At 67.5% G+C, this 24830-nt stretch carries 31 protein-coding genes and 1 pseudogene; 18 read left to right on the plus strand and 14 right to left on the minus strand.

The window, feature by feature from the left end:
• Positions 1–332: pseudogene (locus tag CV103_RS01750) on the plus strand (hypothetical protein); the annotation flags it as partial.
• Between the two features lie 30 nt (positions 333–362).
• On the opposite strand, the gene CV103_RS01755 reads toward CV103_RS01750, so the two are convergent.
• On the minus strand, positions 363–1034 hold the full coding sequence (locus CV103_RS01755) for a hemerythrin domain-containing protein (protein WP_107393801.1): 672 nt from the start codon (positions 1032–1034) through the stop codon (positions 363–365).
• Between the two features lie 124 nt (positions 1035–1158).
• On the opposite strand from CV103_RS01755, the gene CV103_RS01760 reads away from it, so the two are divergent.
• The 3 genes from CV103_RS01760 to bfr all read left to right on the plus strand — a co-directional run bounded on the left by CV103_RS01760 (position 1159) and on the right by bfr (position 3171).
• Entirely contained in the window at positions 1159–2388 is a 1230-nt protein-coding gene (locus tag CV103_RS01760; protein WP_107393802.1) for a DUF418 domain-containing protein, read from the plus strand.
• A gap of 34 nt (positions 2389–2422) precedes the next feature.
• Positions 2423–2593 (plus strand): (2Fe-2S)-binding protein, encoded by a 171-nt coding sequence (locus CV103_RS01765; protein WP_015457871.1) that lies wholly within the window; start codon positions 2423–2425, stop codon positions 2591–2593.
• 95 nt (positions 2594–2688) lie between these two features.
• A complete protein-coding gene (bfr, locus tag CV103_RS01770; RefSeq protein WP_015457872.1) occupies positions 2689–3171 on the plus strand; it encodes a bacterioferritin in 483 nt (160 codons plus the stop codon).
• A 62-nt stretch (positions 3172–3233) separates the two neighbouring features.
• On the opposite strand, the gene CV103_RS01775 is transcribed toward bfr, so the two are convergent.
• Positions 3234–4550, minus strand: a complete 1317-nt coding sequence (locus CV103_RS01775; protein WP_107393803.1) for a hemolysin family protein — start codon at positions 4548–4550, stop codon at positions 3234–3236.
• A gap of 132 nt (positions 4551–4682) precedes the next feature.
• Here CV103_RS01775 and CV103_RS01780 point away from each other — a divergent pair, with 132 nt between their 5' ends.
• Positions 4683–5357 (plus strand): YiaD family glycine zipper/OmpA-like lipoprotein, encoded by a 675-nt coding sequence (locus CV103_RS01780; RefSeq protein ID WP_015457874.1) that lies wholly within the window; start codon positions 4683–4685, stop codon positions 5355–5357.
• A gap of 62 nt (positions 5358–5419) precedes the next feature.
• Here CV103_RS01780 and CV103_RS01785 read toward each other — a convergent pair whose 3' ends face one another.
• On the minus strand, positions 5420–5848 hold the full coding sequence (locus CV103_RS01785) for a nucleoside deaminase (RefSeq protein WP_245896618.1): 429 nt from the start codon (positions 5846–5848) through the stop codon (positions 5420–5422).
• A 79-nt stretch (positions 5849–5927) separates the two neighbouring features.
• Positions 5928–6194, minus strand: a complete 267-nt coding sequence (locus CV103_RS01790; RefSeq protein WP_015457876.1) for a hypothetical protein — start codon at positions 6192–6194, stop codon at positions 5928–5930.
• Between the two features lie 175 nt (positions 6195–6369).
• On the opposite strand from CV103_RS01790, the gene rpmB reads away from it, so the two are divergent.
• Positions 6370–6654, plus strand: a complete 285-nt coding sequence (gene rpmB / locus CV103_RS01795; RefSeq protein ID WP_015457877.1) for a 50S ribosomal protein L28 — start codon at positions 6370–6372, stop codon at positions 6652–6654.
• A gap of 30 nt (positions 6655–6684) precedes the next feature.
• Here rpmB and CV103_RS01800 read toward each other — a convergent pair whose 3' ends face one another.
• Positions 6685–7656 carry an esterase-like activity of phytase family protein gene (locus CV103_RS01800; protein ID WP_107393805.1) on the minus strand — a complete coding sequence of 324 codons (972 nt, stop codon included), beginning with the start codon at positions 7654–7656 and terminating at the stop codon, positions 6685–6687.
• Positions 7657–7879: 223 nt separating this feature from the next.
• Here CV103_RS01800 and CV103_RS01805 point away from each other — a divergent pair, with 223 nt between their 5' ends.
• Entirely contained in the window at positions 7880–8308 is a 429-nt protein-coding gene (locus tag CV103_RS01805) for a glycine zipper 2TM domain-containing protein (protein ID WP_107393806.1), read from the plus strand.
• 91 nt (positions 8309–8399) lie between these two features.
• On the opposite strand, the gene cobT is transcribed toward CV103_RS01805, so the two are convergent.
• Genes cobT through CV103_RS01820 form a run of 3 tightly spaced genes read right to left on the minus strand, consistent with a single transcriptional unit; the run spans position 8400 to position 11909 of the window.
• Complete coding sequence (gene cobT / locus CV103_RS01810) at positions 8400–10238, minus strand: cobaltochelatase subunit CobT (RefSeq protein ID WP_107393807.1); 1839 nt, start codon at positions 10236–10238, stop codon at positions 8400–8402.
• 37 nt (positions 10239–10275) lie between these two features.
• Complete coding sequence (cobS, locus tag CV103_RS01815; RefSeq protein WP_015457881.1) at positions 10276–11280, minus strand: cobaltochelatase subunit CobS; 1005 nt, start codon at positions 11278–11280, stop codon at positions 10276–10278.
• A 32-nt stretch (positions 11281–11312) separates the two neighbouring features.
• The gene (locus tag CV103_RS01820; RefSeq protein WP_107393808.1) at positions 11313–11909 is read right to left on the minus strand and encodes a J domain-containing protein; all 597 of its coding nucleotides are present in this window, start codon (positions 11907–11909) and stop codon (positions 11313–11315) included.
• Between the two features lie 45 nt (positions 11910–11954).
• On the opposite strand from CV103_RS01820, the gene CV103_RS01825 reads away from it, so the two are divergent.
• The 6 genes from CV103_RS01825 to thiL are packed head-to-tail and all read left to right on the plus strand — an operon-like array spanning position 11955 to position 16578.
• The gene (locus CV103_RS01825; RefSeq protein WP_070934473.1) at positions 11955–12257 is read left to right on the plus strand and encodes a BolA family protein; all 303 of its coding nucleotides are present in this window, start codon (positions 11955–11957) and stop codon (positions 12255–12257) included.
• Positions 12254–13162 carry an alpha/beta fold hydrolase gene (locus CV103_RS01830; protein ID WP_070934474.1) on the plus strand — a complete coding sequence of 303 codons (909 nt, stop codon included), beginning with the start codon at positions 12254–12256 and terminating at the stop codon, positions 13160–13162. Before CV103_RS01825 ends, CV103_RS01830 begins: the two co-directional genes overlap by 4 nt.
• Before the next feature lie 13 nt (positions 13163–13175).
• On the plus strand, positions 13176–13850 hold the full coding sequence (gene hisG, locus CV103_RS01835; protein ID WP_070934475.1) for an ATP phosphoribosyltransferase: 675 nt from the start codon (positions 13176–13178) through the stop codon (positions 13848–13850).
• Entirely contained in the window at positions 13840–15126 is a 1287-nt protein-coding gene (gene hisD / locus CV103_RS01840; RefSeq protein WP_107393809.1) for a histidinol dehydrogenase, read from the plus strand. The genes hisG and hisD overlap by 11 nt, the downstream gene beginning before the upstream one ends.
• Positions 15123–15590 (plus strand): transcription antitermination factor NusB, encoded by a 468-nt coding sequence (gene nusB / locus CV103_RS01845; RefSeq protein ID WP_015457887.1) that lies wholly within the window; start codon positions 15123–15125, stop codon positions 15588–15590. The genes hisD and nusB overlap by 4 nt, the downstream gene beginning before the upstream one ends.
• Before the next feature lie 37 nt (positions 15591–15627).
• Positions 15628–16578: a thiamine-phosphate kinase gene (gene thiL, locus CV103_RS01850; RefSeq protein WP_107393810.1), complete on the plus strand. Its 951-nt coding sequence runs from the start codon at positions 15628–15630 to the stop codon at positions 16576–16578.
• Positions 16579–16725: 147 nt separating this feature from the next.
• On the opposite strand, the gene CV103_RS22030 is transcribed toward thiL, so the two are convergent.
• The 4 genes from CV103_RS22030 to CV103_RS01865 all read right to left on the minus strand — a co-directional run bounded on the left by CV103_RS22030 (position 16726) and on the right by CV103_RS01865 (position 19148).
• Entirely contained in the window at positions 16726–17769 is a 1044-nt protein-coding gene (locus CV103_RS22030; protein WP_146163364.1) for a hypothetical protein, read from the minus strand.
• A complete protein-coding gene (locus tag CV103_RS01860; RefSeq protein WP_146163365.1) occupies positions 17759–18016 on the minus strand; it encodes a hypothetical protein in 258 nt (85 codons plus the stop codon). The genes CV103_RS22030 and CV103_RS01860 overlap by 11 nt, the downstream gene beginning before the upstream one ends.
• A 107-nt stretch (positions 18017–18123) precedes the next feature.
• Positions 18124–18264, minus strand: coding sequence for a hypothetical protein (locus tag CV103_RS22300; protein WP_170112529.1), 141 nt, complete (start codon positions 18262–18264; stop codon positions 18124–18126).
• A gap of 182 nt (positions 18265–18446) precedes the next feature.
• Complete coding sequence (locus CV103_RS01865; RefSeq protein WP_107393813.1) at positions 18447–19148, minus strand: spermine/spermidine synthase domain-containing protein; 702 nt, start codon at positions 19146–19148, stop codon at positions 18447–18449.
• 140 nt (positions 19149–19288) lie between these two features.
• On the opposite strand from CV103_RS01865, the gene CV103_RS01870 reads away from it, so the two are divergent.
• Together CV103_RS01870 and CV103_RS01875 are read left to right on the plus strand one after the other, a co-directional pair.
• Complete coding sequence (locus CV103_RS01870) at positions 19289–19540, plus strand: hypothetical protein (RefSeq protein ID WP_191225209.1); 252 nt, start codon at positions 19289–19291, stop codon at positions 19538–19540.
• Positions 19541–19709: 169 nt separating this feature from the next.
• On the plus strand, positions 19710–20540 hold the full coding sequence (locus CV103_RS01875) for an alpha/beta fold hydrolase (protein ID WP_107393814.1): 831 nt from the start codon (positions 19710–19712) through the stop codon (positions 20538–20540).
• A 56-nt stretch (positions 20541–20596) separates the two neighbouring features.
• Here CV103_RS01875 and CV103_RS01880 read toward each other — a convergent pair whose 3' ends face one another.
• Together CV103_RS01880 and CV103_RS01885 are read right to left on the minus strand one after the other, a co-directional pair.
• Complete coding sequence (locus CV103_RS01880) at positions 20597–21292, minus strand: pentapeptide repeat-containing protein (RefSeq protein WP_107393815.1); 696 nt, start codon at positions 21290–21292, stop codon at positions 20597–20599.
• A gap of 31 nt (positions 21293–21323) precedes the next feature.
• Positions 21324–21818 carry a DUF2147 domain-containing protein gene (locus CV103_RS01885; RefSeq protein WP_245896609.1) on the minus strand — a complete coding sequence of 165 codons (495 nt, stop codon included), beginning with the start codon at positions 21816–21818 and terminating at the stop codon, positions 21324–21326.
• Between the two features lie 133 nt (positions 21819–21951).
• Here CV103_RS01885 and CV103_RS01890 point away from each other — a divergent pair, with 133 nt between their 5' ends.
• The 3 genes from CV103_RS01890 (at position 21952) to CV103_RS01900 (ending at position 24562) form a co-directional block, all read left to right on the plus strand.
• Positions 21952–22761 carry a TetR family transcriptional regulator gene (locus CV103_RS01890; protein WP_070934481.1) on the plus strand — a complete coding sequence of 270 codons (810 nt, stop codon included), beginning with the start codon at positions 21952–21954 and terminating at the stop codon, positions 22759–22761.
• 282 nt (positions 22762–23043) lie between these two features.
• The gene (locus CV103_RS01895; protein WP_015457895.1) at positions 23044–23571 is read left to right on the plus strand and encodes an RNA polymerase sigma factor; all 528 of its coding nucleotides are present in this window, start codon (positions 23044–23046) and stop codon (positions 23569–23571) included.
• Positions 23564–24562, plus strand: a complete 999-nt coding sequence (locus CV103_RS01900) for a FecR family protein (protein WP_015457896.1) — start codon at positions 23564–23566, stop codon at positions 24560–24562. Before CV103_RS01895 ends, CV103_RS01900 begins: the two co-directional genes overlap by 8 nt.
• Positions 24563–24830: the final 268 nt, after the last annotated feature.

A 24830-nucleotide genomic window follows, 5' to 3' on the forward strand; every position in this document is an offset into this window, starting at 1 on the left:
TACGATCAGACCAGACAACCGATCCTACCGGCCATCATAGTCGCCGCTCAACCGGCCATCGTAGTTGTCGCCGCGCACTCGGCATCATCGAGAAGCTGTCGCACGGCAGGCTCGATCTGGTGACGACCATCGACGGCCATAACCAGGTCGGCGGATCGCCCTTGTTCGGGGATTTCATGTCGATCCTGATGCTCGCGATCACGATCGGCTTCGCCTATCTCAGCTATCGCTGGATCGAGCATCCCGCCCAGCAATGGTCGCGGCGGAAGCTCCGGCAGAAGCCCGCCGCCGTCCCGGCCGAGCCGGTGGCGGCGGTGGCTCCCGTCCCCTGACCATCCGAGCCGGCCGGCGCCGGCCGGATATCAGGCGAGCTTGAACCCCTCCCAATTGGCGGCCGAGGTCAGCGCCTTGTTCTTCTCTTCGGAAAGGGCGGCGTGGAGCTGCGGGAAGATCGATTCCTCCTCCTCGCGGATATGCGCTTCCAGCATGTCGCGGAATTCGGCGATCTCCATCGCGAATTCGGGCGCGTCCTTCGCCATCCGATCCAGCGTGAAGAGATATTGCTTCACATAGCCGTGATCGTGGTTGAGCTTGTCCGCATCCGCCTTGTCGCCCCAGTCGCGCAGCGCCGGGTAGATCACCGTCTCCTCGGTGAAGGTATGCTTCTCCAGCGCGTGGCGAAGCTGGGCGAGCAGGATGGCGCGGCGGCGCACCTGATCGCCGTCGGTCGCCTGCAGCGCATCGAAAAGCGCAAGTGCGGCGCGATGCTCCGCCTTCAGCGCCTCGAACCAGTCGCCGGTCAGCGCGCTCGGCGCCTGCATCGCCGCCCTGCGGCCGAAATTGGCGAGAAGGCCGGTCGCCAGGCCCGCCGCCGCCACGCCGATGATCGTCGCGGTGCTGGTCCGGTGATTGCTCGATCGATCGACGGCGCCGCGCGCGCTTCGCGCGGTGAACTTGCCGGTCGATTGCGAACGGGGCTGGGATCGGGCGGCATGTGACGTGCGGCCGCGATCGCCCTGTGCCGTGGTGGCCATGTGACGCTCCTTCAATGATTTATGCTTGTTCGCGTGCATGCAGCTACGTGCTTGTTCCTCAACCGCCGGCAGGGACGCATGTTCCGCGATTGACCGCATCGCCGGCTCGGGACATGGCGGGGCCATGACCGCCACGCCCCAGCGCCTCCCCACCCTAGACGGTCTGCGCGGGCTGGCGGTGATGGGCATCCTCCTCATGAACATCGCCGCCTTCGCGATGCCCTTTGCGGCCTATTTCAACCCGCTGGCCTATGGCGCGGCCGGCCCGGCCGAGATCGCGCTGTGGATGGTGGAGTTCATCCTCGTGGACGGGAAGATGCGGGCGATCTTCTCGCTGCTGTTCGGGGCCAGCCTGCTGATCGTGCTCGATCGCGCCAGGGCGGCCGGCGCGGATGGCGAGCGCATCCATTTCCGCCGGATGGGCTGGCTGCTGGCCATCGGCCTCGCCCATTTCTACTTCATCTGGGATGGCGACATATTGTCGCTTTATGCCGTCGCCGGCTGCGCGGCATGGTTCTTCGCGGAAGCGCCGCCGCGCGATCTGGTCCGCTGGGGGATGCTGCTGCTGGTCCTGCAGGGCGCGATGTTCGCGATCCTGTTCGCCGCCGTGGCCGGCGGGGCGCCGGACGGCGCGTCCTGGATCGACCTGCAGCAGGGATATGGCATCCCCCCGGCCGATGCCATCGCCCGGGAGCTGACGCTCCATCGCGGCCCCTATCTCCCGCAGGTCGTCCATCGGCTGACGGATTCGACGATGGTGCCGCTGGTGCAGATGCTGATGTTCGGGCCGGAGACGCTCGGCCTGATGCTGCTCGGCATGGCCGGCCTGCGCAGCGGCTTCCTGACAGGCGGCTGGAGCCGCGCCGGCTACGTCCGCGCCGCCCTGATCGGCTACGGCACCGGCCTGCCGCTCTCGCTGCTGCTCGCCGCATTCTGCTGGTGGCGGGGGTTCGACGCGCTCATCATGTTCGGCGCCGCCATGCCGCTGGGGCTGCCGGGCCGGCCGTTCATGGCGCTCGGCCATATCGCGCTGGCCATGATCTGGCTGACGGGCGGACGATCGGCCTTGCGCGATCGCGTGGCCGCCGCCGGGCGGGTCGCGCTTTCCAATTATCTCGGGTCGAGCCTGCTGATGACCGGCCTCTTCTACGGCTACGGCCTGGGTCTTTACGGCCGGCTCGATCGATTCGCCCTGCTCGGCATCGTCGTCGCGACCTGGGCGATCATGCTGGTCTGGAGTCGATTCTGGCTCGATCGCTTCGTCTACGGCCCCTTCGAATGGCTGTGGCGATCGCTGGCCCGTGGAAAAATGCAGCCGATCCGCAGGCAGGATATTGCGAGGCACTCTCAGTAGCGCTATCTCTCCTTCCGAAGACGGAGAGGCATTGATGGTCGTTTGCGTTTGCAACGCGATTCGCGAGAAGGATGTGCGGGAAGCCGCGCGGGCCGGACATAGCTCCCCCTGCCAGGCCTATGCGGCGCTGGGCCGCCGCGCACGCTGCGGACAATGCGTCCCATTCGCACGGGAAATCATCGCCTCCGAACGTGCGACTGCTTAGCAGCCGCAACTAAAAATCGGCGGAAATCCGCCATTTTCCGGTGATTTTCCAAGTCATTCCGGCTATGATCTTCGGCGTATAGCCGGAGATTCATCATGAAGGGCGACCCCAAGGTCATCGATTATCTGAACGAGGTGCTCAAGAACGAGCTAACCGCGATCAACCAATATTTCCTCCATTACCGCATGCTCGAGCATTGGGGCGTCACCAAGCTCGCCAAGTTCGAATATGGCGAATCCATCGACGAGATGAAGCACGCCGACAAGCTGGCGGAACGCATCTTCTTCCTCGATGGCCTGCCCAACTTCCAGCTGCTCGGCCGGCTGAAGATCGGCGAGACGGTGGAGGAGATCCTCAAGGCCGATCTCGCGCTGGAGAACGAGGCCATCCCCCTGCTGCGCGACGCCATCGCCCATTGCGAGACGGTGCGCGATTATGTGACGCGCGATCTGCTACGCGACATCCTCGACAGCGAGGAAGACCATGTCGATGCGCTGGAAAAGCAGTTCGACCTGATCGAACGCATGGGCATCCAGAACTATGTCCAGCTCCAGTCGGAGCCCGCGCACGAAAGCTGACCGGGGTTGAAGGGCCGTGGCGGGCGGCGCGGTCTCCCCCGCCCGCCCGGCCGGTTTTCCCCTCAGTCGCCGGCGCGGCTCGCCAGCATCTTGTCGATCTTGCGGCCGTCCATGTCCACGATCTCGAAACGCCAGCCATCCTCGACGAAGCTCTCGCCCACCGTGGGCAGATGCTTGAGCACGGACAAGGCGAAGCCCGCGCAGGTCGCGTAATCGCGATCCTCGGGCAGCGGCAGGGCCAGCCGGTCGGCCATCATGTCCGCCGCCGCCGATCCCGAGATCAGCCAGCTTCCGTCCTCGCGCTCCACGAAGGGCGGATCGGTGCCTTCCTCCCGGTCGGACGCGAACACGCCGCCGATCGCCGCCAGCAGGTCGGCGGGCGTCACCACCCCTTCGAAATGGCCATATTCGTCGTGGACCAGCGCCATCGGCACCGCGGCCTCGCGCAGCGTCTCCAGCGCGTTCATCGCGTCCATCTGATCGGGCACGATCGGCGCCGGCCGGGCGAGCGCCCGCACGTCGGTCGCCTCGCCCGCCAGGAGCGCCGCGACGATGTCGCGCGCCTGCACCACCCCGAAGATCGCATCCACCGATCCTTCCGCCACCGGCATCCGGCTGTGCGGCATCGCCCGCAGCCTTTCCGCTATGGCGGCGGGATCGGCTGTGGCGTCGATCCATTCGATCTCGGTGCGCGGGGTCATCACCTCGCGGACCGGGCGATCGGCCAGCCGGACCACGCCGGAGATGATCGCCCGCTCGCTCTCCTCGATCACGCCGGCATTGGACGCCTCGGCGACGATCAGGTGCAGTTCCTCCGCCGTCACATGGGTTTCGGATTCGCGGCGGATGCGGAACAGGCGGAAGATCAGCGCGCTCGACCGGTCGAGCAGCCACACCAGCGGCGCGGTGACGCGCGACAGCCAGTGCATCGGCGGCGCCACGATCGCGGCGATCGGCTCGGGCGAACGCAGCGCGAACTGCTTGGGCACCAGCTCGCCGATGATGAGCGAGACATAGGTGGTGAGCACGATGACGAGGCCGAAGCCCGCCTCCCCCGCGATCCGCGCCGGCACGCCGAGCCGGGCCAGCCGCTCGCCCACCGGCCCGCCCAGGCTGGCGCCCGAATAGGCGCCCGCCAGGATGCCGATCAGGGTGATGCCGATCTGCACCGTCGACAGGAACTTGCCGGGATCGGCCGCCAGATCGAGCGCGCGGCGCGCGCCCCGGCGCCCGGCCCGCGCCATCGCTTCCAGCCGCGGCTTGCGCGACGAAACGATCGCCAGCTCGGACATCGCGAACACGCCATTCAGGGCGACCAGCGCGATGATGATCACGCAATCGATCCAAGGGAAGGGCTGGAGGGGAATATCCGGCGGCATGGCGCGATATCCCCATAGAACGGAATCTTGCTGGTGGACAACAATCTCGTCATCGAAGATTCAGCACGGCGGCGGAACAAGCAGCCGCGGCCAAGGGTTTTGCCGCCATCAGCGAAGGGAAAGGGACAATCCATGCGGATCAGCACCAAGTTGGCCGGAGCGAGCCTGGCGCTTGCGGCCTTGACGACCTCGGCCTGCACGACCGATCCGGTCACGGGCGAGAAGAAGATGTCGAAGGCGGGGATCGGCTCGCTCGGCGGCGCCCTGGTCGGCCTGGGCGCGGGCGCGCTGGTCGGCGGGCACCATAATCGCACCGAGATGATCGTGGGCGCGGGCATCGGCGCGATCGCCGGCGGCGCCATCGGCGCCTATATGGACCGGCAGGAGCGCGAGCTTCGCCAGAAGATGGCCGGCACCGGCGTGGAGGTGAAGCGCCAGGGCGACGAGATCCTGCTCAACATCCCGTCGGGCATCACCTTCGCCACCAACAGCTATGCGGTCGAGCCGCAGTTCCGCTCCACGCTGGATCAGGTGGCGCAGACGCTGTCGAGCTACAACCAGACCTATGTGGACGTGTACGGCCACACCGATTCGACTGGGAACGACACGATCAACATCCCGCTTTCGCAGAACCGCGCGAAATCGGTGGCGGACTATCTCGCCACCCACGGCGTCGATCGGGCGCGGATCGGCACGCAGGGCTTCGGCTCCAGCCAGCCGATCGCATCGAACGACACGGTGGACGGCCGCGCCCAGAATCGCCGGGTGGAGATCAAGATCGTGCCCGTCACCGATACCAGCAGCTGACAGGGCCGGCCCTGACGGTCGCGAAGGGAGGGCGTCCATGGGGCGCCCTTCTTTTTGTCCGGTCAGCGCCGGGCCGCGAAGAAGGCCCTGAGCATCGCCGCCGCCTCGCCCTCGCCGATCCCGGCATAGACTTCGGGCCGGTGATGGCAGGTGGGCTGCGCGAAGAATAAGGGCCCGTGCGCCACGGCCCCGCCCTTGGGATCGGGCGCGGCATAATAAAGCCGGCGGATGCGGGCGAGCGAGATCGCGCCCGCGCACATGGCGCAGGGTTCCAGCGTCACCCACAGGTCGCAATCGCCCAGCCGCTCGTTGCCGATCGCAGCGGCGGCACGGCGGATGGCCAGCATCTCGGCATGGGCGGTGGGATCATATTCGCCGCGCATCGCATTGGCAGACGTAGCGACCACCTCGCCCTCCCGCACGATCACCGCGCCCACCGGCACCTCCCCCGCCTCGGCGGCGGCGTGCGCGAGATCGAGCGCCAGGCGCATCGGTTCGGGCAAGGGAAAGCTCATCGCCCGCCTGTAGCCCGGCCGCAGCCAATGCGCGAGCGATGTCGGATCGAAAAGCTCAGTCCTTCTTATCGACGTCCACCGTCGGCACCTTCACCTCCTCCTTGCGCGTGCCGACATCGATCCGGGGCACATCCACGTCCCTCGTCGTGGTGCCGACCTTCACGTCGGCGGTCTTCACGTCGAACCGGGGCGCCTGTCCGCCCTCCACCGCGATACGGGGAAGCTGCCCCTTCTGCGTCTGGCTGATATCCACTAGCCCGGTGGCGAGAGCGCCGATCGCGGCCAGCACGACGATGATCCCGATTATGATAAGGGCCCGCATGTTTCACTTCCCTTCGATGCCGTTCCGGTGGTCAACGCAGGGGCGCGACGGGCGGTTGCATTCCATGCATTCGCACGACATGGGCATCCGCAAGGGTCATTGCGGTTGACGAATCCCTCGATCGCAGTTATCCGCGCCCACTTTCCGGGCAACCGAACACCTAGGACGAAATGACATGGCGCGCATCTGCGAGCTGACCGGCAAGGGCCGGCAGGTGGGACACAATGTTTCCCACGCGAACAACAAGACCAAGCGGACCTTTCTGCCGAACCTGCAGAATGTCACGCTGATCTCCGATGCGCTGGGCGAAGGCGTCAAGCTGCGCGTTTCGACGCACGGCCTGCGTTCGGTCGAGCATGTCGGCGGCCTGGACAACTGGCTGCTGAAGACCAGCGACGACAAGCTGTCGCTGCGCGCTCGCCGCCTCAAGCGCGAGATCGCGAAGAAGGCCGCGGCCTGATCTTCCGCGCGGGCGGCACCCCCGCCCGCGTCACCGCCCCGCTTCAGGGGCGGTCTCCTTATCGAGACGGAAGCGCAACAGCAGCGTCCGCTGGATGCTGCTGAAATTGTCGTCGGAGGCGATCCACAAGATCGCCCCGCGCGCATCCCGCGTTATCGCCAGCGCCTCCATATTGTCGACCGTCATCGGCGATGCCAGCCGGGCGATCTCCCGACCGCGCACGACGGCCCCCGGCCGGACGGCGGCAAGGTCGACGATCGAAATCACAGCCGAAACGCCGTCCATCAGCGTGAAGCGCCGGTGGAGCACGATCAGCCGCCCGTCCGGCAGCGCCTGCGCGTCCGTCACGGCATAGCCATCCGGCGGCACATAATCGAAGCGGTCCGCCCGCGCGCCCGCCACGGGATCGCCCGCGAACATCAGGGCCGCCCGGCTGCCGGCCACCCGCCCTTTCGCCTCCTCCGAAAAGACCAGGAAGCGGCCGTCCGCCAGCCGCACCAGCGCCTCCGGCCCGCCATTGCGCGGCCATTCCGCCATCGCCGCCGGCGCGACATGGCCGGTGGCGCGGCCAAGGCCCGGATCATAGCGCCAGATCGCATTCGCGCCCTCGAACCCCACCCAATAGGCGCCGCCCGGCCCACACGCGAGGGATTCGCTGTCGCGGCCGCGCCCCGCCGGCCCATCGGGCAGCATGCCGATCACCCGGCCGGCCGGCGGCAGGTTGCCGCGCGGGCTGATCCGGAAGATGCCGCCCCGGTCTCCCAGCGCGATCAGGTCCTCACCGTCGGCGGCCAGCGCGGAGATGCCGCCGAAGCGCCGGTCCGCGCTCGTCAGCACCCAGCCGCCCAGATAGGCGAGCCCGCCGATCCGGGTGTGCGCGGGATCGCGCGGGTTGAGCGGCACCGCCTTCGCCACGATCTCGGCACCGCCCTCGTTCATCGCCGGCGTCCCGACTGAACCGCCAGCCAGCAACATCGCGCACAGGATCAATATCTTCCGCATCGCCAGCCTTCCTAGGCCCGATCCCCGCCGAAAGGAATCGTCCGCGCCCCGCGCCGGGCAATCGCCATGCCGAGTGTCCCGCGCGCCAAGCTGAACGCCACCTAACCGGCCCGTTCAGCCACAACTCACGCGAATCGCGGCATAAGGGCAGCATGTCGAAGACGGCCAGCCGCGGGACGCAATCCCGCTCCAGGCGCCAGCGGCAAGGACAAGGAAAAGAGACATGTTCAAGACGATCGCTTTTTCCGCCGTCGCGGCGCTGACGGCAGCCACCATGGTCCCCGCCGCCGCCGAGGCGCGCGGCTATGATCGCGGCCATCACGGCTATGGCAACCAGGGCCACTATCGCGGCGGCGGCAACCATTATCGCGGCCGGCCGGCTTATTATCGCGGCTCTCCCCGTTATTATGGCGGCCAGCGTTATTATGGCGGCGGCCGGGGCTATTATGCCGATCGCGGCTATTATCGCGGCCGCTGCCGCGACAGCGGCACCGGCGGCACCATCATCGGCGCCATCGCCGGCGGCCTGCTGGGCAACGAGGTCGGCAAGAATACGGGCGGCTATTACGATCGCGGCAACGGCACCACCGGTGCCATCATCGGCGCTGGCGTGGGTGCGCTCGCCGGCCGCGCGATCGACCGCGATTGCTGATCGACAACCGCATCTGCGTATCCCTCGTGTAGCGTGAGAGGGGTGGGCCGGGGCTCCTGTAGAGCTCCGGCCCTTATTCTGTCCGGGTGCCCTATCGAGGCGCGGCGTCGAACAGGCTGGCGAGCTGCTCCACCATCGTGCCGCCGAGCTGCTCCGCATCCATGATCGTCACCGCGCGGGCATAATAGCGCGTCACGTCATGGCCGATGCCGATCGCGACCAGCTCCACCGGCGACCGGTTCTCGATCCAGCCGATCACCTGGCGCAGATGCTTTTCCAGATAGGCGCCGCTGTTCACCGAAAGGGTGGAATCGTCCACCGGCGCGCCGTCGGAGATGACCATCAGGATCTTGCGCTCCTCCACCCGGCTGATCAGCCGGTTGTGCGCCCAGAGCAGCGCCTCCCCGTCGATATTCTCCTTGAGCAGCCCCTCGCGCATCATCAGGCCCAGCGACTTGCGGGCATGGCGCCAGGGTTCGTCCGCGCGCTTATAGACGATGTGGCGCAGATCGTTGAGCCGCCCCGGCGCGGGCGGGCGGCCATTGGCCAGCCACTTCTCGCGCGATTGCCCGCCCTTCCAGGCGCGGGTGGTGAAGCCCAATATCTCCGTCTTCACGCCGCAGCGTTCCAGCGTGCGGGCCATGATATCGGCGGAAATCGCCGCGATCGAGATCGGCCGGCCGCGCATCGAACCTGAATTGTCGATCAGCAGCGTCACCACCGTATCGCGGAAATCGGTCTCGCGCTCGACCTTGTAGGACAGGGAATGGGCCGAATCGATGATGACGCGGGCCAGCCGCGCCGCATCCAGCAGCCCTTCCTCCTGGTCGAAATCCCAGCTCCGGTTCTGCTGCGCCATCAGCCGGCGCTGCAGCCGGTTGGCGAGCTTGGTGACGGCGCCCTGCAGGTGGACGAGCTGCTGGTCCAGATAGGCGCGCAGCCGGGTCAGCTCCTCCTCGTCGCACAGCTCGTTGGCGGCGACGACCTCGTCGAATTCCTCGGTATAGGCCTTGTAGTCGAACTGGGGACCGAGATCGGCCAACGGGCGGTTCGGCCGCACGGGCATGGTGCCCTGCTCGCCTTCGTCGCCGCTGTCGCTTTCCATCTCGGAAAGCGAATCCTCGTCCATGTCGACGCTCTCGCCGTCGTCCTCGGCATCCTCGCTCGCCTCGGCGCGGGCCTCCATCGGCGCATCGGACTGGCCGGAGCCGTCGTCCTGCTGGTCCTCGCCGTCCTCGCCCTCGTCCTGATCGTCGCCCTCGCCTTCCTCGCCGGCCTCCTGTTCGTCATCGGGCGTCATCTCGCCCTCGACCAGCTCGAGATCCTCGAGCAGGCGGGTGGCGAGCCGGGCGAAGGCAGCCTGGTCGTCCAGCGCCAGGCCGAGCGCGTCGAGATCGTGCCCGGCCTTCTCCTCGATCCAGTCCCGCACCAAAGCCAGGCCCTGCCGCGCCGATTCCGGCACGGGCTGGCCCGTCAGCCGCTCGCGCACCAGCAGGCCCAGCGCGGAGGACAGCGGCACCTCGTCCCGGCTGCGCGCGCGGACCAGCGGATCGGATTTCAGCCGCAGGTCCAGCGCATGGGCAAGGTTCGCTCGCACGCCTTCCATGGCGCGCGATCCGATCGCCTCCACCCGCGCCTGCTCCACGGCATCGAAGGCCGCGCGGGCGACCGCCTCGGCCGGCGCGTTGCGGGCGTGCAATGCGGTATTATGGTGCCGGAGGCGCAGCGCCGCCCCATCGGCGAAGCCCCGCGCCTCGGCCACCTGCTCGGCCGGCAGCGACCGGGCCGGCATCGGCACCTTGATGGCCTTGCCATAAGCCTGCGGCGCATCGGCGGCATAGCCGACCTCCGCCTCCGGCTCGTGCGAAAGCGCGCGCGCCGTGCCCCCCAGCACTTGGCGGAAGGCTTCGAGCGGGGTCTGCTGGGTCATCCGCGCCTCCACCGGCCCACGGATGGGCGGGGCGTCCTCACGCCTTGCCCACCACGCTTTCCGGCAGGTCCTTGCCGAACACGCGCTGATAATATTCCGCCACCAGCGGCCGTTCCGCCTCGTCGCACTTGTTGAGGAAGCTCAGGCGGAAGGCGAAGCCGACATCGTTGAAGATCAGCGCGTTCTGCGCCCAGCTGATCACCGTGCGTGGCGACATGACGGTGGAGATATCGCCGGCGATGAAGCCCTGGCGGGTCAGGTCCGCCACCTTCACCATGTTGTCGACCACCTTCTTGCCGTCCGGCTTGTCATATTCGCCGGACTTGGCGAGCACGATCTGCGCCTCGGTCGCCGCCGGCAGATAGTTGAGCGTGACGACGATGTTCCAGCGGTCCATCTGGCCCTGGTTGATCTGCTGGGTACCGTGATAGAGGCCGGTCGTGTCGCCCAGGCCCACCGTGTTGGCGGTGGCGAACAGGCGGAAATGCGGATTGGGGCGGATCACGCGGTTCTGATCGAGCAGGGTCAGCTTGCCCTCCGTCTCCAGCACGCGCTGGATCACGAACATCACGTCCGGGCGGCCGGCATCATATTCGTCGAACACGAGCGCGGTCGGCGTCTGCAGCGCCCAGGGCAGCAGGCCTTCACGGAATTCCGTCACCTGCTGGCCGTCGCGCAGCACGATGGCGTCGCGGCCGATCAAGTCGATGCGGCTGATATGCGCGTCGAGGTTGATGCGGATGCACGGCCAGTTGAGGCGGGCGGCCACCTGCTCGATGTGGGACGACTTGCCGGTGCCGTGATAGCCCTGCACCATCACGCGGCGGTTGAAGGCGAAGCCCGCCGCGATCGCCAGCGTGGTATCCGGATCGAAAACATAGGCCGGATCGAGATCGGGCACCCGCTCGTCCGCCTCGGAGAAGGCCGGCACTTCCATGTCGCTGTCGATGCCGAACAGGTCGCGCACCTTCACCATCTTGTCGGGGGCATCGAGCACCGTGGCGGCGCGGCTGTCGGGCTGGATGTTGGGCAGATCGGACATATCTCGCTCTCGGGCTCTACTCTCGAACTGAATCAGGCGAAGGCGGGTGCGGCCTTCAGATGCGTATAGGCGCTGATCACATCCTGCAAAGCCTTCTCGTGGCGCCTGTCGCCACCATTGCGGTCAGGATGATAGCGGCGGACCAGTTCCGTATAACGCTTGCGGATCGCCTTCAGGTCGGCATCGGCCTTCAGCCCCAGCACCTGCAGCGCGCGGCGATCGCCCTCGCCCAGCGGCCGCCCGTCCGGCCGCGCCGTCCGCGCCTCGGCATAGCGCGCGCCGATCGCATCCAGGGGATCGACGAAATCCGCCCAGCGCGGGCCGGCGCCCGCCGCCGACGTCGAAAAGGCGCGCGTCTCCCGTTCCCAGCCGGCGAAAGGGCGCTGCGCATTCTCGATCTCGTCGGCGGTCATGCCGTCGAAGAAATTATAGCCGGCGTTGAACGCGCGCACATGATCGAGGCACATCCAGCGCCATTCGCCCGGCCCGTCGAAACCGGGCCGCGTGATGCCGGGCACGCGGAACTCGCCCGGCTCCATGCAGCCGGGATGCGCGCAGGGCCTGTCGCCCGTGCCGATCCGCCCGTGGAACCGATCCTGTCTCCGCCGCTGTTCGCCGCCGTCCGCCAACTTTACGTCTCACTCCCTTGGCCTCGATCGGGCTATATAGGCCCGATGATCGATATTCCCACCGCCTCCCGCCCCGGCCCCGTCGCCGCCGAAATCGCCAGCCGCCTGACCGCCGCCCTGTCGCCCGATCATCTGGCGGTGATCGACGACAGCGAGAAGCATCGCGGCCATGCCGGGCACGATGCGCGCGGCGAATCGCACTTTACGGTGGAGATCGTTGCCGCCGCGTTCGAGGGGCAGAATCGCGTGGCCCGCCAGCGCGCGGTCAACGCCGCATTGGCCGATCTTCTGCGCGATCGCGTCCACGCGCTCGCCATCCGCGCCCGCGCGCCCTCCGAGGCGGCGTGACGGAGCTTCGCCGCCAGCGCTTCGCGCTTCCCACCGGGGTGGAGCTGGACGTCACGCTCGGCGGCGAGGGCAAAGGCGATCCGCTGGTCTTCCTCCACGGATTTCCCGAATCGGCGCGGACATGGCGCCACCAGATGGCGAACCTCGCCGCCGATCATGCCGTCGCCGCGCCCGACCAGCGCGGCTTCGCGCGATCGTCCAAGCCGGCCAACGTGGCGGACTATGCCGTCGAGCATGTCGTCGCCGATCTGCTCGCGCTGGCGGACGCGCTGGGCTTCGCCCGCTTCACCCTGATCGGCCATGACTGGGGCGGGGCCGCGGCCTGGGCGGCGGCGCTGCGCCATCCCGATCGCATCGCCCGGCTCGTCATCGCCAATGCGCCCCACCCGCTGATCTTCCAGAAAAGCCTGATCGACGATTCCGCCCAGCGCGCCGCATCCCAATATATGCTGGCCTTCCGCGATCCCGGCATGGAGGCGCGCGTCGCGGAGATGGGGATCGAGGCCTTCTTCGACAAAAGCTTCGCCGCCCATGTGCAGGCCGGCGCCATCGATGCCGGGGAACGGGCGATCTACCTCGATCAGTGGCGCCAGCCGGGCGCCCTCACCGGCATGCTCAACTGGTATCGCGCGTCGCGGATCGTGGTGCCGGCGATCGGCGAAACGGTGGAGCGGCCCGATTGGATCGACGCCCCCTTCCCGCCGCTCGCCATGCCCGCGCTGGTGATCTGGGGGATGCGGGACAAGGCGCTGCTGCCCTGCCAGATCGAAGGGCTCGGCCCGCTGGTGCCCGATCTCAGCATCGTGCCGATCGAGGATGCCGGCCATTTCGTGCCGTGGGAAAGGCCCGCCGCCGTAACCGCCGCGATCCGCGCCTTCCTTGCGGAGACGCGCCCGAGCGACTAAGCCCGCCCGCGCCATGGCCGATCCGATCATCATTGCCATTCCCAAGGGGCGCATCCTTGTGGAGACACTGCCGATGCTCGCGCGCGTCGGCATCGTGCCCGAAGCCGCCTTTTCGGACGAGGACAGCCGCGCGCTGCGCTTCGCCACCAATCAGCCCCATATCGGGCTGATCCGGGTGCGCGCCTTCGACGTCGCGACCTTCGTGGCCCATGGCGCGGCGCAGATCGGCATCGTCGGATCGGACGTGCTGGACGAGTTCGATTATTCGGAGATCTACGCCCCCGTCGATCTTGGCATCGGCCGCTGCCGGCTTTCGGTGGCGGAGCCGGTGGAGATGGCCGCCGGCGACGATCCGCGCGAATGGAGCCACGTCCGCGTCGCCACCAAATATCCCGGCCTCACCCGCCGCCACTTCGCCGCGCGCGGCGTGCAGGCCGAATGCGTGAAGCTGAACGGCGCGATGGAGATCGCCCCCGTGCTGGGCCTCGCCAGCCGCATCGTCGACCTCGTCTCCTCCGGCCGCACCCTCAAGGAAAACGGCCTGGTCGAGGTGGAGACGATTTGCGAGGTATCCGCCCGGCTGATCGTGAACCGCGCCGCCTTCAAGACCCGCGCGGAGGAGATCGCGCCGCTGGTCGAAGCGTTCCGCGCGCTGGTGGCGGAGGAAGGGCAGCAGGATGCCGCTTAGGCTCGACAGCCGCGATGCGGGCTTCGCCGCCGCCTTCGATGCGCTGGTCGATGCGCGGCGCGAGGCGGATGAGGACGTATCCCGCGCCGTCACCGCGATCCGCGCCGATGTCCGCGCGCGCGGGGATGCCGCACTGGCGGAGCTGACCCGCCGGTTCGACGGCCACGACCTCGACGTCACCGGCTGGCAGGTGCCGAAGGCGGAACGGCAGGCAGCCCTCGCCGGCCTCGCCCCCGATCTGCGCGCCGCGCTGGAGCTGGCAGCCGAGCGCATCCGCGCCTACCACGCCGCCCAGCGCCCGGCGGACAGCGAGACGGTGGACGCCGCCGGCGTCCGCATGGGCGCGCGCTGGCGCGGGGTGGATGCCGCCGGTCTCTACGTGCCCGGCGGGCGGGCCGCCTACCCTTCCTCGGTGCTGATGAACGCCATTCCCGCCAGGGTGGCCGGCGTCGGCCGGCTGGCGATGGTGACGCCGACGCCCAAGGGCGAGACCAACCCACTGGTGCTGGCCGCCGCCGAGATTGCCGGCGTGGACGAGGTGTGGCGTGTGGGCGGCGCGCAGGCGGTCGCGGCGCTGGCCTATGGCACCGATCGGATCGCGCCGGTGGACGTGGTGGTCGGCCCCGGCAACGCCTGGGTGGCGGAGGCGAAGCGCCAGCTTTACGGCGTGGTCGGCATCGACATGGTGGCCGGCCCGTCGGAAATCGTGGTGGTGGCCGATGGCGCGAACGATCCGGCCTGGATCGCCGCCGACCTGCTGAGCCAGGCGGAGCACGACCCGACCAGCCAGTCCATCCTGTTCACCGACGATGCGGCCTTCGCCGATGCGGTGGCGGCCGAGGTGGAACGGCAGCTCGGCACGCTTGCCACGGGCGCCACGGCCTCCGCAAGCTGGGCGGCCAATGGCGCGATCATCCTTGTTGGCGACCTGCTGGAAAGCGCTCCCCTGATCGATCGGCTGGCGCCCGAGCATCTGGAGCTGGCGCTGGCCGATCCCGAGCCGCTGTTCGCCGCCGTGCGCCATGCCGGTTCGGTGTTCCTCGGCCGCTACACGCCGGAGGCCGTGGGCGATTATGTGGGGGGGCCGAACCATGTGCTGCCCACCGGCCGCCGCGCGCGCTTTTCATCCGGGCTTTCCGTGCTCGACTTCATGAAGCGGACGAGCTTCCTCGCCTGCGACGCCGCCTCCATCGCCCGCATCGGCCCCGCCGCCGTGGCGCTGGCCGAAGCCGAGGGCTTGCCCGCCCACGCCCGATCTGTAGCTGTGAGATTATGACCAAGACCAACGCCAAGACCAACGAGCGTTCGCGCGCCCGCAGCGCCGCCCGGCTCTTCGCCGTGCAGGCGCTCTACCAGCATGAGATGGAGAAGACCCCCATCCCCAAGCTGCTGGACGAGTTCCACCAGCACCGGCTGGGCCGCACGATCGAGGACGTGACCTATGCGCACGCCGAGACCGATTTCTTCGACGATCTCGTGCGCGGCGTCGATGCGCGGCGGGAAGAGATCGACGCGGCGATCACCGCCAAGCTGGCCGCCGGCTGGTCGCTGGAACGGCTGGACAAGCCGATGCGCCAGATCCTGCGCGCCGGCACTTATGAGCTGATCGCCCGCATCGACGTGCCGACCGCGACCGTGATCAGCGAATATGTCGACGTGGCCGACGCCTTCTACGACAAGCGCGAAAAGGGCTTCGTGAACGGCCTGCTCGACGCGGTGGCCAAGGCGGCGCGGGGATGATCCCCGCCCTCCCGCAGCAGGGAGGGAGGCGGGGCGCATGACCCGCGAGGCCGATTTCATCGCCCGGCTGCGCGCGATCGCCACCCACCCCGCCGCGCGCGGGCTGGCGGACGACGCCGCCGTGCTGCCGCTTTCCGGCGAAATCGTGCTGACCCACGACATGCTGGTGGAAGGCGTGCACTTCCTGCCCACCGATCCGCCAGGCGACGTGGCGTGGAAGCTGGTGGCGGTGAATCTTTCGGATCTCGCCGCCAAGGGCGCAAGGCCGATCGGCGCGCTGATGGGATATGGCTTCACCGGCGATCCCGGCTGGGACGCGGCCTTTGCCGAGGGGCTGGCGCAGGCGCTGACGACCTTCGGCCTGCCGCTGCTGGGCGGGGACACCGTGGCTATGCCGGCAACCGCCCCGCGCACGCTGGGGCTGACCGCGATCGGCCAGGCCCCGGCATCGGGCGCGCCATCCCGTGCGGGGGCGCGGCCCGGCGACCGGCTGTGGGTGACGGGCAGCGTGGGCGACGCCGGCATCGGCCTTGCCATCGCCCGCGGCCGGGCGAGCGGCCCGGCGGTGCTGATCGAACGTTATCGCCGGCCCGCGCCGCGCCTCGACATCGGCGCGGCCCTCGCCCCACTGGCGCACGCCATGGCCGACATATCGGACGGGCTGCTGATCGACGCCGCCCGCATGGCCGCGGCCAGCGGCGTCGCGATCGAGATCGCGCTGGAGGCCATCCCCCTCTCCCCCGCGCTGCGCGCCACCGCCGGCGACGGCCGCGAGGCCCGCATCGCCGCCGCATCGGCCGGCGACGATTACGAACTCCTGATCGCCGCCCCTGTCGAGGCGGAGGAAGCGATCCGGGCGGCGGCCGAGCAAGCCGGCCTGCCGATCAGCCCGGTCGGCACCTTCACCGCGGGCGCAGGTATCCGCCTCAACGATCGGGGCGAACCACTGCCGCTGCCTACCCGGCTGGGTTTCGAGCATGACGGGTAGGGAAGGATAGCCGCCCCTTCTGGATGAGCCGCAATCAGTGCCCTATTGATAACATAGTTCATCCGAAGCGGTTTTCCGCCATTCATCATGGCGGCGTGTCCGCATGGACTATCACGCCTCCCAAGTCCACAATATTGTCGTCAAGGTTTAGTCCGTCGTCACGATGATCGGTACTGGTGGGACATAGGCATTGCCGAGCTCGGCATTATGGATGGCCAGTTCCTCCCTGCGCTCGAGATCGCGCTTATACTGGGGGCGCATATCCTGCGCCATCTGGCTCAGTACCCTGACGAACTCGTCGCGGGTCACCGGTCCCGGCTTCAATCGGCCGATCCCAAACGCCGTCCAGAGCAAATCATACGGCCAGGCGGCACGAGCCCGCGTTCTGCACTGCGAGTTTGGCTCGACCTTGCTCCGATCCGCCTTGGTCAGGCCCGGCTGAACCATGGCGAACAGGCATTCGTCGGTCCAGGCCGGCGACATCCCGCGTGGATAATAATAATAAGCGCGCGGCATGACATAGCCCACATCCATGCCCATCACCTCAAGTATCGAGGCCAGGACGCACCGCTCCTGCTCGGGATCACGCAATCCCCATCGACCAGTGCTACTGCCGACGAACGCATTGGCGAAACGAGGCTCGTCTTCCTTACGGGTGAACCGCATCACGATACAGGAGGAGTTGGAATATATTATCGACGCTTTCTTTCTGTCAATTCCCCGCCTTATTTCTGCAATGGCATCCTTATCCACCGCACTTATCGAGAGTCTATTCGGAATATATCCGTAGTTCTTATATATCTCTCTACCTACGGATTCATTATATTGCGATAGCTTATACTGTAATATAGCTTTGTAATTATCCGGCGATATGTAATTCGCAGGCATTCCTCCAGAACCATTTGTCTGTAAGAATGGAAAATACCCTCGAACTGGCTCGCCACTTATAATACTGGCGCGATCACCGGGCTGGCCCTCGGATATATTGGCTGTCCATATATCCAACCAGAAACTCGGCCCAGCAGTGCGCTTGTTCACCAGATCAGGCAGGATCGTCGACGTCCGCGTCCCAAAATACTGATCTGCCAGCCATTCGATCGGCGAGGACGCCTCCGGCGGTGCGGAAGCACCACATCCCGCCAATATCAGCAATATACCAGCCGATATCCGGCCCACGACATTATTCAACATTCTTGTGCTCCGCCATGCAGGCCTTAAATATCCGTCGTTCCGCAAGCGCCTGGCCGATCATGGCTCCCGTCGATGCCCCCGCCGCCTTCGCGGCGCCACCCGATTGAAAGGGCTCCGCCCGATCGGGGAATCCATAGCTCGCCCGTGCCGCCTCCCTCGAGCAGAGCTGCCGCAATGTCGGCACGGCAGCCGCCCGATCATTCTGCTCGGAGGCTGCGCAACCGCCCAGGTTGATCAGGCTGAGCATCACCATCCCTCTGATGGCTCGACCCACACCATATCCACCTGTGTCGCCTCCCCCGCATCGAAGCAGGCCCGCCGACAATATTCCACGCATCCCGGCTGCTTCCAGGCTCACCGTTCCCTCCCCGCCTCATCCAGACTCTGCGCAATCGGCGAGAGCAGATACTGGATGATCCGCCGCTCGCCCGTCCTGATCTCGGCTTGTTGATACGCAGGTCGCTGTGCCGGAAAGACGCCGATCTCACTATTCATGCTGCCCCCCGGCAGATTCAAGTCGTAGCAAGTACAAGCGGGAAATCGAGCGAATATTCAATCCTGCCACATATTATGGGAATATAGCGGCCGTGGAGATATAGTGGTGCCAAACGGGCGCGTGGCCGCCGGGGATGTGCGGAGCGGATCAGGCGGCCGGGATTTTCCAGTGCGCGCGCCGATCAGCGCGGTCCGGCAGGCGCCCGCTTCTGCCCCGCCGTCTTGGCGAACCATATCACGTGGCGCGGCCCCTTGCCGTTGCCGCGCGCGCGGACGACCACTTCGTCGACGGCGAAACCTGCCTCCCCCAGCCGGCGGGTGAAGGCCTTGTCGGGTGCGGCGGACCATATCGCCAATATGCCGCCCGGCGCGAGCGCGGCCTTCGCGGCGGCCAGCCCCGGCATCGAATAGAGCCAGTCATTGCCCACCCGGCTGAGGCCATCGGGCCCGTTATCGACATCGAGCAGGATGGCATCCCACTTGCGGGGCGGATTGCGGATCAGCGCCGCGACATCGCCCTGGAACAGGCTGACGCGCGGATCATCCAGGCAGCCGGCGGCGAGATCGGCCATCGGCCCGCGCGCCCATTCGATGATTTCCGGCACCAGCTCCGCCACAGTGACGCGCGCGTCGCGGCCCAGCACCGCCAGCGCCGCGCGCAGGGTGAAGCCCATGCCATAGCCCCCGATCAGCAGGTTGGGCGCCGGCCTTTTGCCCAGCCGATCGCACGTCATCACCGCCAGCGCATCTTCCGATCCGCTCATCCGGCTGCTCATCAGCTCGTTGCGGTCGAGCACGATCATGAAATCGCCGCCGCGCCGGAACAGCCGCAACTGTTCGCCGCCCGGCACCATCGCCGTTCCGATAAGTTCGCGCTGCTGCATGTGCCTGCCTTCCGATTCGCGCCGTGCCGGCCCCGCATGGACGAGATCGCCCCCCGGCGAAACAGCCGCCGCGCGATTTCCCTTACCCGGAAGCCACCCTTCACATTGCCCGGCCCGCCGACAGGCGATAGGCAGCGGGAATGACCGATGCCGATCCCGAACCGCCGACCGATAATGCCGGGGACCCGATAGCCGGCGTGGGCGATATCGTGGATCGCCTGCGCCACCCTATCGCCAATCCGGTCACCCGCGCGCGGCTGCGGGTGGAGCAGGAGGTGCCCGTCGCACGGCGTGGCCCCGGCTGGGACCGCCACTGGCGCGAGCTGGAAGCCTATGCGGAACCCACCGGCGAATGGCCGATGGCGAGGAAGGGCGCCGGCACCCCCGATTGAATCGGGGCGCGTTGCGCCGTCGCTTCCGACAGGCTCCGGCCCGCGATCGCCCTCGCCCCGGATTTCGCGATCGCGGTCGGTTTCCCCGTTCGGCGAAGGGCGTGGACGGTGTATGAAACTCGCCGCGAGGGTGACGATCCCGGCGCCCCGCTAGCGAGGAGAATCCATCGTGGGCACGATCACTACCAGCGACGGCACCGAGATTTTCTACAAGGATTGGGGTTCGAAGGACGCGCAGCCGATCGTCTTCCATCACGGCTGGCCGCTGAGCGCCGACGACTGGGACAACCAGATGCTGTTCTTCCTCGGCCATGGCTATCGCGTGATCGCCCACGATCGGCGCGGCCATGGTCGGTCGACCCAGACCGATACCGGCAACGAGATGGATACCTATGCCGCCGACGTGATCGCGCTGGCCAAGGCGCTGGACCTGAAGAATGCCATCCATATCGGCCATTCCACCGGCGGGGGCGAGGTGGCGCGCTATGTCGCCCGCGCGGAACCGGGCCGCGTCGCCAAGGCGGTGCTGGTGGGCGCGGTGCCGCCGATCATGGTGAAGACCGATGCCAATCCCGGCGGCCTGCCCATCGAGGTCTTCGACGGCTTCCGCAAGGCGCTGGTCGATAATCGCGCGCAATTCTATGTCGATGTGCCGTCGGGCCCCTTCTACGGCTTCAACCGCCCCAGCGCGAAGGTGGATCAGGGCGTCATCTGGAACTGGTGGCGACAGGGCATGGCAGGCGGCGCCAAGGCCCATTATGATTGCATCAAGGCCTTTTCCGAGACCGACTTCACCGAGGACCTGAAGCAGATCGACGTGCCCGTGCTGGTGATGCACGGCACCGACGACCAGATCGTCCCTTATGCGGATGCCGGCCCGCTTTCGGCCAAGCTGCTGAAGAACGGCACGCTCAAATCCTATGAGGGCTTGCCCCACGGCATGTGCACCACCCATGCCGACATCATCAACGCGGACCTGCTGGCCTTCGTCCGAAGCTGACCGGAAAGAGGCGTGGGTGTGGGGCGGGGGCGCCACCGCCCCGCCCCACAGCTTGCTCATCTGACATCGAGCCCCAGCTCGCCCAGAAGCTGCCCGGCCTGATCGCGCGAGATGGTGGCGCCCCGGAACAGGGCGGCATCGCCCAGCCGCAGTCCGCTTATATCCGCCGCCCGCAGGTCCGCGCCGGCGAAGCGCGATCCGGCCATGTTCGCCTCCCGCAGGCTGCAATCCTCGAACAGCGCATCGCGGAAATCGCAGTTGCGCAGATCGGCCTGGGCGAGGTCCAGCTTGCGCAGCACCTGCCCGCGAAAGGAATGTCCCGCCAGCTTGGCGCCGATCAGCAGCGTTTCCTCGAAAGAAGCATCCACGCCCCGGATGTCGGACAGGTCGCCCCCCGTGAGCTTGCAGCCCCGGAAGGAAGCCGACGTCAGGTTCGACCGGCGGAACACGGCATTGTTGAAATCGCAGGATGCGAAGGCCGCCTCCGTCAGATCGGCGCCGGCGAACGTGGCGAAAGCGCCCCGGCAGGATTGCCAGCGCGTTCCTTCCAGAATCGCCCCGGCCAGATCGGCGCGGCGCAGGCTGCACCGTTCGAACACCCAGCCGGTGAGGTCGAGCTTGCCGAGCTCCGCCTCGTCCAGCACGCAATCGATAAGGTGGACAGGCGAGGAGCCGGCCGCCAGCTTCCCGATATCTGCACCGGCGAGTTCGAGGCCGCTCAGCGTGCGTCGGGAGAAAAGGTCATCGGCCATCCCTACCCCATTCCCCGCGCGGCGCCCGGCGTCAACGAATGCGCAGCATGATTTCGGACTGGCAGAAGAAGGCGACGCAGCCCTTCACTTCCAACGTATTGGGGTCCTTGAGCGTCAGATAGCCGGTCTTGGTGCCCCAGCCGCTTTCGGGATCATAGAGCGACCCGCCCTTATATTGGGTGGGGCCGCCGGTGAAGCCGTCGAACACGCGCAGGCCCTTCACCGGGCGGGTGCGCAGCGCCTTGTCGCCATTCTTGACGTCCCGCAGGTCGGGATTGGCGCGGAGCGTCGGACCGTCGAGGATGCGGCCGCAGACCGCCGGGCCGCAATTGTAAAGCTCGATGGTGCCGCCGCGATCCTGCGAGCGCCAGAGGCCCAGCACCGAGGCTGGCGCGGTTGCCTCGGCAGCATGGACGCCCACTGGCGGCAGAATCGCCAGCAGCGCCGCCGCCGACAGGCGCCCGCCTGCCCCGCACCCGACCCGCCGGAAGCCGAAAAGCAATGGGTTGACCTCAGCGATCCTCATCAAGACTCTCCTTGTTTTTCATATGTTTGATTGCAAAAGCGCCGAACGGCGCGCGCCATCGGCCCGCGCGTCTCGACAAGCCCGGCAGGCCATTCTAATATCTTTTTCGAAATGCTTTCGTAAATAGGATTTTATGGCCAACAGAGGCTGGAATGCGAAGTGGCTCAACAAATCGTCCGGCAGCGTTGGGCGTCCGCGGAGCGTATCGCGCGAACAGGTGATCGCCGCGGCGGTCGAGATCGGTCTCCACCATTTCAGCATGGCGCGGGTGGCCGAGCATCTCGGCGTCAGCATATCGACGCTCTATCAATATGTTGACAATCGGGACGAGCTGCTGAGGCTGGCGATCGACCATCAGCTCTCGGTGGTCGACCTGCCCGGCGACCGGGAGCAGCACTGGGCCGACTATCTCATCGAATACGCCACCAGCCTGCGCGACGTGCTGGCCAGCGAGCCGCACCTCATCCTGCAGGTGATGGACGGCGGCGGCGGCATCGAGCGCGAGCTGGCGCTGACCGAACGTTTCGTCGCGGTGCTGGTCGCGCGCGGATTCACCGTCGCGGAGGCGGTGGCGACCTGGCGCAGCGTCGGCGCGGTCACCCTGGGCGGCGCGATCACCCTCTGCCGCGATCGCGCAGCGGCCGCGCGCGACGGATCGAGCAGCCGGATGCTGCAGCAGGCCTTCACCCATTTCGACGACGACGCCCTGCCGCTGATGCGCGAGGGGGTGGAAGCCTATGCCACCCCGATGGACATGGTGGAAGAACTGCTGCGCCCGGTGATCGAGGATATCGCCCGCAAGCGCGGCGAGACGCTGGTCTGGGCGGAGCGGAAGATCCCCGCCCCGACGGCCGCGACGGACGAGGACCAGCCGGCGCGGAACGCCGCGCGGCGGCGGGCACCGGCGAAGGGACGGCCGAAATCGGCCAAGGCGAAAGCCTGAATCATCAATTTCCGAAATGATATCGGAAACCCTCTTGCCAAAGGCGCAGGCATCGGGAAGGATCGCGGCGGGGGCGGGCCGGATTGTCCCTGGGGGAAGAGGCGATCCGGCCATGATCCAGCGTGCGCGTAAACTTGCATCACCAGAAAACCCCCGGCGATCAGGGGGTTCGGCGTAACGGGTTCATGCGGAAGCGCTGCCTTTCCGCACAGGAAAAACAAAATGGGCAGCGGCACCTCCGGCCTCCATGCGGGGCCGGGAAGCGCCGGAGGAGAGGCGGCCATGGCAGCGCGCGGCGAAAGCCGGGAGGAGGAGTCCGTCGTCCATGAGGCCCTGGCGGCGCGCTATCGCCGGCCGCTGGTGCAATGGTTCCGCAAGCGCGGGCTGGATCACGAAGCCGCCGAGGATTGCGCGCAGGAAAGCTTCGCCCGCCTTTACGGCAGCAGCACCGCCAACGTGCAGAATCCCGACGCCTATCTCTTCCGGGTGGCAAGCTCGGTCCTCGCCGATCGGCGGCGGCGCGCACGCGTCCGCCAGGAGGACCGGCACCTGCCGATCGACGATTTCGACGCGCCGAGTGAGGAGCCCACGCCCGCGCGCGTCTTTGAAGACAGGGAGGCGCTCGCCCGGCTGTCGGCGGCGCTTGCCGAACTGCCGGCGCGGACGCGGGAGATGTTTTTGCTGAACCGGCTCGATCGGGCGAGCTATAGCGAGATCGCGGCCCGGTTCGGCATATCGGTGAGCGCGGTCGAAAAGCATATGATGAAGGTCATCGCCCATTTGCATGCGAGATTCGGGCAAAATGGCTGAATCGGGGAACAGGAACGGGCAATCGCTGACCGCCGCGCGCGCCGCGCGGTGGGTTGCGCGCATGGGTTCCGATCAGCGCACGCCGGGCGATCAGGCCGCGCTGGACGCATGGCTGGCCCAGGACGAGACCCATCGCCGGGCCTATGCCGAACAGCAGCAGCTGTGGGATGCGGTGGGCACGCTGGCCGGCGATCCGGCGGCGCGGGCAGCCCTGCAGGAGGGCGCCCTGCCCGAAGGTTCGCACGAAGACGAGGCTCGCCTCCCGCAGCGGCGGCGCTTCATCGGCTATGGGCTGGCGGCGGCAGCGGCGGCCTGCCTGGCCGTGGTGATCGGCGCGCCGATGCTGGGCGAGCGGACGGAAAGCTATGCCACCGCCCCCGGCGAGCAGCGCAGCGTCACGCTGGCAGACGGATCGGTGGTGACCCTGGATACAGACAGCGCGATCGAAGCCCGGCTGACCGACGGGGAACGGCGGCTGACCTTGATATCCGGCCAGGCGTTCTTCGAGGTCGCCAAGGATGCCGCCCGCCCCTTCCGCGTCTTTGCCGGCCCGAACGAGGTTCGCGCGCTGGGCACCGCCTTCAGCGTGCGGCAGGAGGGGACGGAAACCCGCATCTTCCTGGCGCAGGGAAAAGTGACCGTCCGCAAGCCAGGCCTGCCCGTCGTCCAGATGGAACCGGGCGAGCAGGCCCGATTGACGCCGGCCGCCGCCGCCGTCGCGGTCGGCAAGGTCGATCCCGAGCGCGCGCAGGCCTGGCGGTTCGGGCGGCTGATGTTCGACGCCACCCCGCTGGCGACGGCCGTTGCCGAGATCAACCGTTACGGCGCCCGCAAGGTCGTGCTGGCCGATCCCGCGCTGGGCCGGATGAAGATTTCCGGCGTTTTCCACACCCGCCAGCCGGAGGCGTTCGCCGAGACCGTGGCCGCCATCTTCCCGGTCAGGCTTTCCCATTCGGGCGCGGACACCATCATCCTTTCGCCGGCCAGCTGAACCCCGCCCGTCCCCCCTCCCCCCGCGTCGGCGCGACCGGCCTGCTCCGCAGCGAAAATCCGGCCTTCTTTCGCGCAAAGCATGTTCCGGCCTGAGGTATTCGCTCGCGGCTGCGTCCCCGCAATGGTGCGAGGGCCGCTTCGCTCTCGCCTCCTCTCCATACTGCCCGGGCCTCCCCCACGGAGGCCCGGGGCCTTCCGGCCGTGGGATATTCGACTAGCCCTAAAAATATTTTCCAAGACGATTGAGGTATCCGCCCGGCGTTGCG

This window comes from Edaphosphingomonas fennica (assembly GCF_003034225.1).
GTDB classification, from domain to species: Bacteria; Pseudomonadota; Alphaproteobacteria; order Sphingomonadales; family Sphingomonadaceae; genus Sphingomonas_E; species Sphingomonas_E fennica.

What these genes read in the sequence shown, in the direction of transcription:
- hisD (WP_107393809.1), top strand. Translation starts at nt 13,840, where the DNA reads ATGCCGCTTAGGCTCGACAGCCGCGATGCGGGCTTCGCCGCCGCCTTC.
- cobS (WP_015457881.1), bottom strand. Translation starts at nt 11,280, where the DNA reads ATGTCCGATCTGCCCAACATCCAGCCCGACAGCCGCGCCGCCACGGTG.
- bfr (WP_015457872.1), top strand. Translation starts at nt 2,689, where the DNA reads ATGAAGGGCGACCCCAAGGTCATCGATTATCTGAACGAGGTGCTCAAG.
- CV103_RS01790 (WP_015457876.1), bottom strand. Translation starts at nt 6,194, where the DNA reads ATGCGGGCCCTTATCATAATCGGGATCATCGTCGTGCTGGCCGCGATC.
- CV103_RS01775 (WP_107393803.1), bottom strand. Translation starts at nt 4,550, where the DNA reads ATGCCGCCGGATATTCCCCTCCAGCCCTTCCCTTGGATCGATTGCGTG.
- hisG (WP_070934475.1), top strand. Translation starts at nt 13,176, where the DNA reads ATGGCCGATCCGATCATCATTGCCATTCCCAAGGGGCGCATCCTTGTG.
- CV103_RS01780 (WP_015457874.1), top strand. Translation starts at nt 4,683, where the DNA reads ATGCGGATCAGCACCAAGTTGGCCGGAGCGAGCCTGGCGCTTGCGGCC.
- CV103_RS01890 (WP_070934481.1), top strand. Translation starts at nt 21,952, where the DNA reads ATGGCCAACAGAGGCTGGAATGCGAAGTGGCTCAACAAATCGTCCGGC.
- CV103_RS01880 (WP_107393815.1), bottom strand. Translation starts at nt 21,292, where the DNA reads ATGGCCGATGACCTTTTCTCCCGACGCACGCTGAGCGGCCTCGAACTC.
- rpmB (WP_015457877.1), top strand. Translation starts at nt 6,370, where the DNA reads ATGGCGCGCATCTGCGAGCTGACCGGCAAGGGCCGGCAGGTGGGACAC.
- CV103_RS22030 (WP_146163364.1), bottom strand. Translation starts at nt 17,769, where the DNA reads ATGTTGAATAATGTCGTGGGCCGGATATCGGCTGGTATATTGCTGATA.
- CV103_RS01825 (WP_070934473.1), top strand. Translation starts at nt 11,955, where the DNA reads ATGATCGATATTCCCACCGCCTCCCGCCCCGGCCCCGTCGCCGCCGAA.
- CV103_RS01900 (WP_015457896.1), top strand. Translation starts at nt 23,564, where the DNA reads ATGGCTGAATCGGGGAACAGGAACGGGCAATCGCTGACCGCCGCGCGC.
- CV103_RS01860 (WP_146163365.1), bottom strand. Translation starts at nt 18,016, where the DNA reads ATGCTCAGCCTGATCAACCTGGGCGGTTGCGCAGCCTCCGAGCAGAAT.
- cobT (WP_107393807.1), bottom strand. Translation starts at nt 10,238, where the DNA reads ATGACCCAGCAGACCCCGCTCGAAGCCTTCCGCCAAGTGCTGGGGGGC.
- CV103_RS01765 (WP_015457871.1), top strand. Translation starts at nt 2,423, where the DNA reads ATGGTCGTTTGCGTTTGCAACGCGATTCGCGAGAAGGATGTGCGGGAA.
- CV103_RS01805 (WP_107393806.1), top strand. Translation starts at nt 7,880, where the DNA reads ATGTTCAAGACGATCGCTTTTTCCGCCGTCGCGGCGCTGACGGCAGCC.
- CV103_RS01865 (WP_107393813.1), bottom strand. Translation starts at nt 19,148, where the DNA reads ATGCAGCAGCGCGAACTTATCGGAACGGCGATGGTGCCGGGCGGCGAA.
- CV103_RS01885 (WP_245896609.1), bottom strand. Translation starts at nt 21,818, where the DNA reads ATGAGGATCGCTGAGGTCAACCCATTGCTTTTCGGCTTCCGGCGGGTC.
- nusB (WP_015457887.1), top strand. Translation starts at nt 15,123, where the DNA reads ATGACCAAGACCAACGCCAAGACCAACGAGCGTTCGCGCGCCCGCAGC.
- CV103_RS01785 (WP_245896618.1), bottom strand. Translation starts at nt 5,848, where the DNA reads ATGCGCCTGGCGCTCGATCTCGCGCACGCCGCCGCCGAGGCGGGGGAG.
- CV103_RS01870 (WP_191225209.1), top strand. Translation starts at nt 19,289, where the DNA reads ATGACCGATGCCGATCCCGAACCGCCGACCGATAATGCCGGGGACCCG.
- CV103_RS01755 (WP_107393801.1), bottom strand. Translation starts at nt 1,034, where the DNA reads ATGGCCACCACGGCACAGGGCGATCGCGGCCGCACGTCACATGCCGCC.
- CV103_RS01760 (WP_107393802.1), top strand. Translation starts at nt 1,159, where the DNA reads ATGACCGCCACGCCCCAGCGCCTCCCCACCCTAGACGGTCTGCGCGGG.
- thiL (WP_107393810.1), top strand. Translation starts at nt 15,628, where the DNA reads ATGACCCGCGAGGCCGATTTCATCGCCCGGCTGCGCGCGATCGCCACC.
- CV103_RS01800 (WP_107393805.1), bottom strand. Translation starts at nt 7,656, where the DNA reads ATGCGGAAGATATTGATCCTGTGCGCGATGTTGCTGGCTGGCGGTTCA.
- CV103_RS22300 (WP_170112529.1), bottom strand. Translation starts at nt 18,264, where the DNA reads ATGAATAGTGAGATCGGCGTCTTTCCGGCACAGCGACCTGCGTATCAA.
- CV103_RS01895 (WP_015457895.1), top strand. Translation starts at nt 23,044, where the DNA reads ATGGCAGCGCGCGGCGAAAGCCGGGAGGAGGAGTCCGTCGTCCATGAG.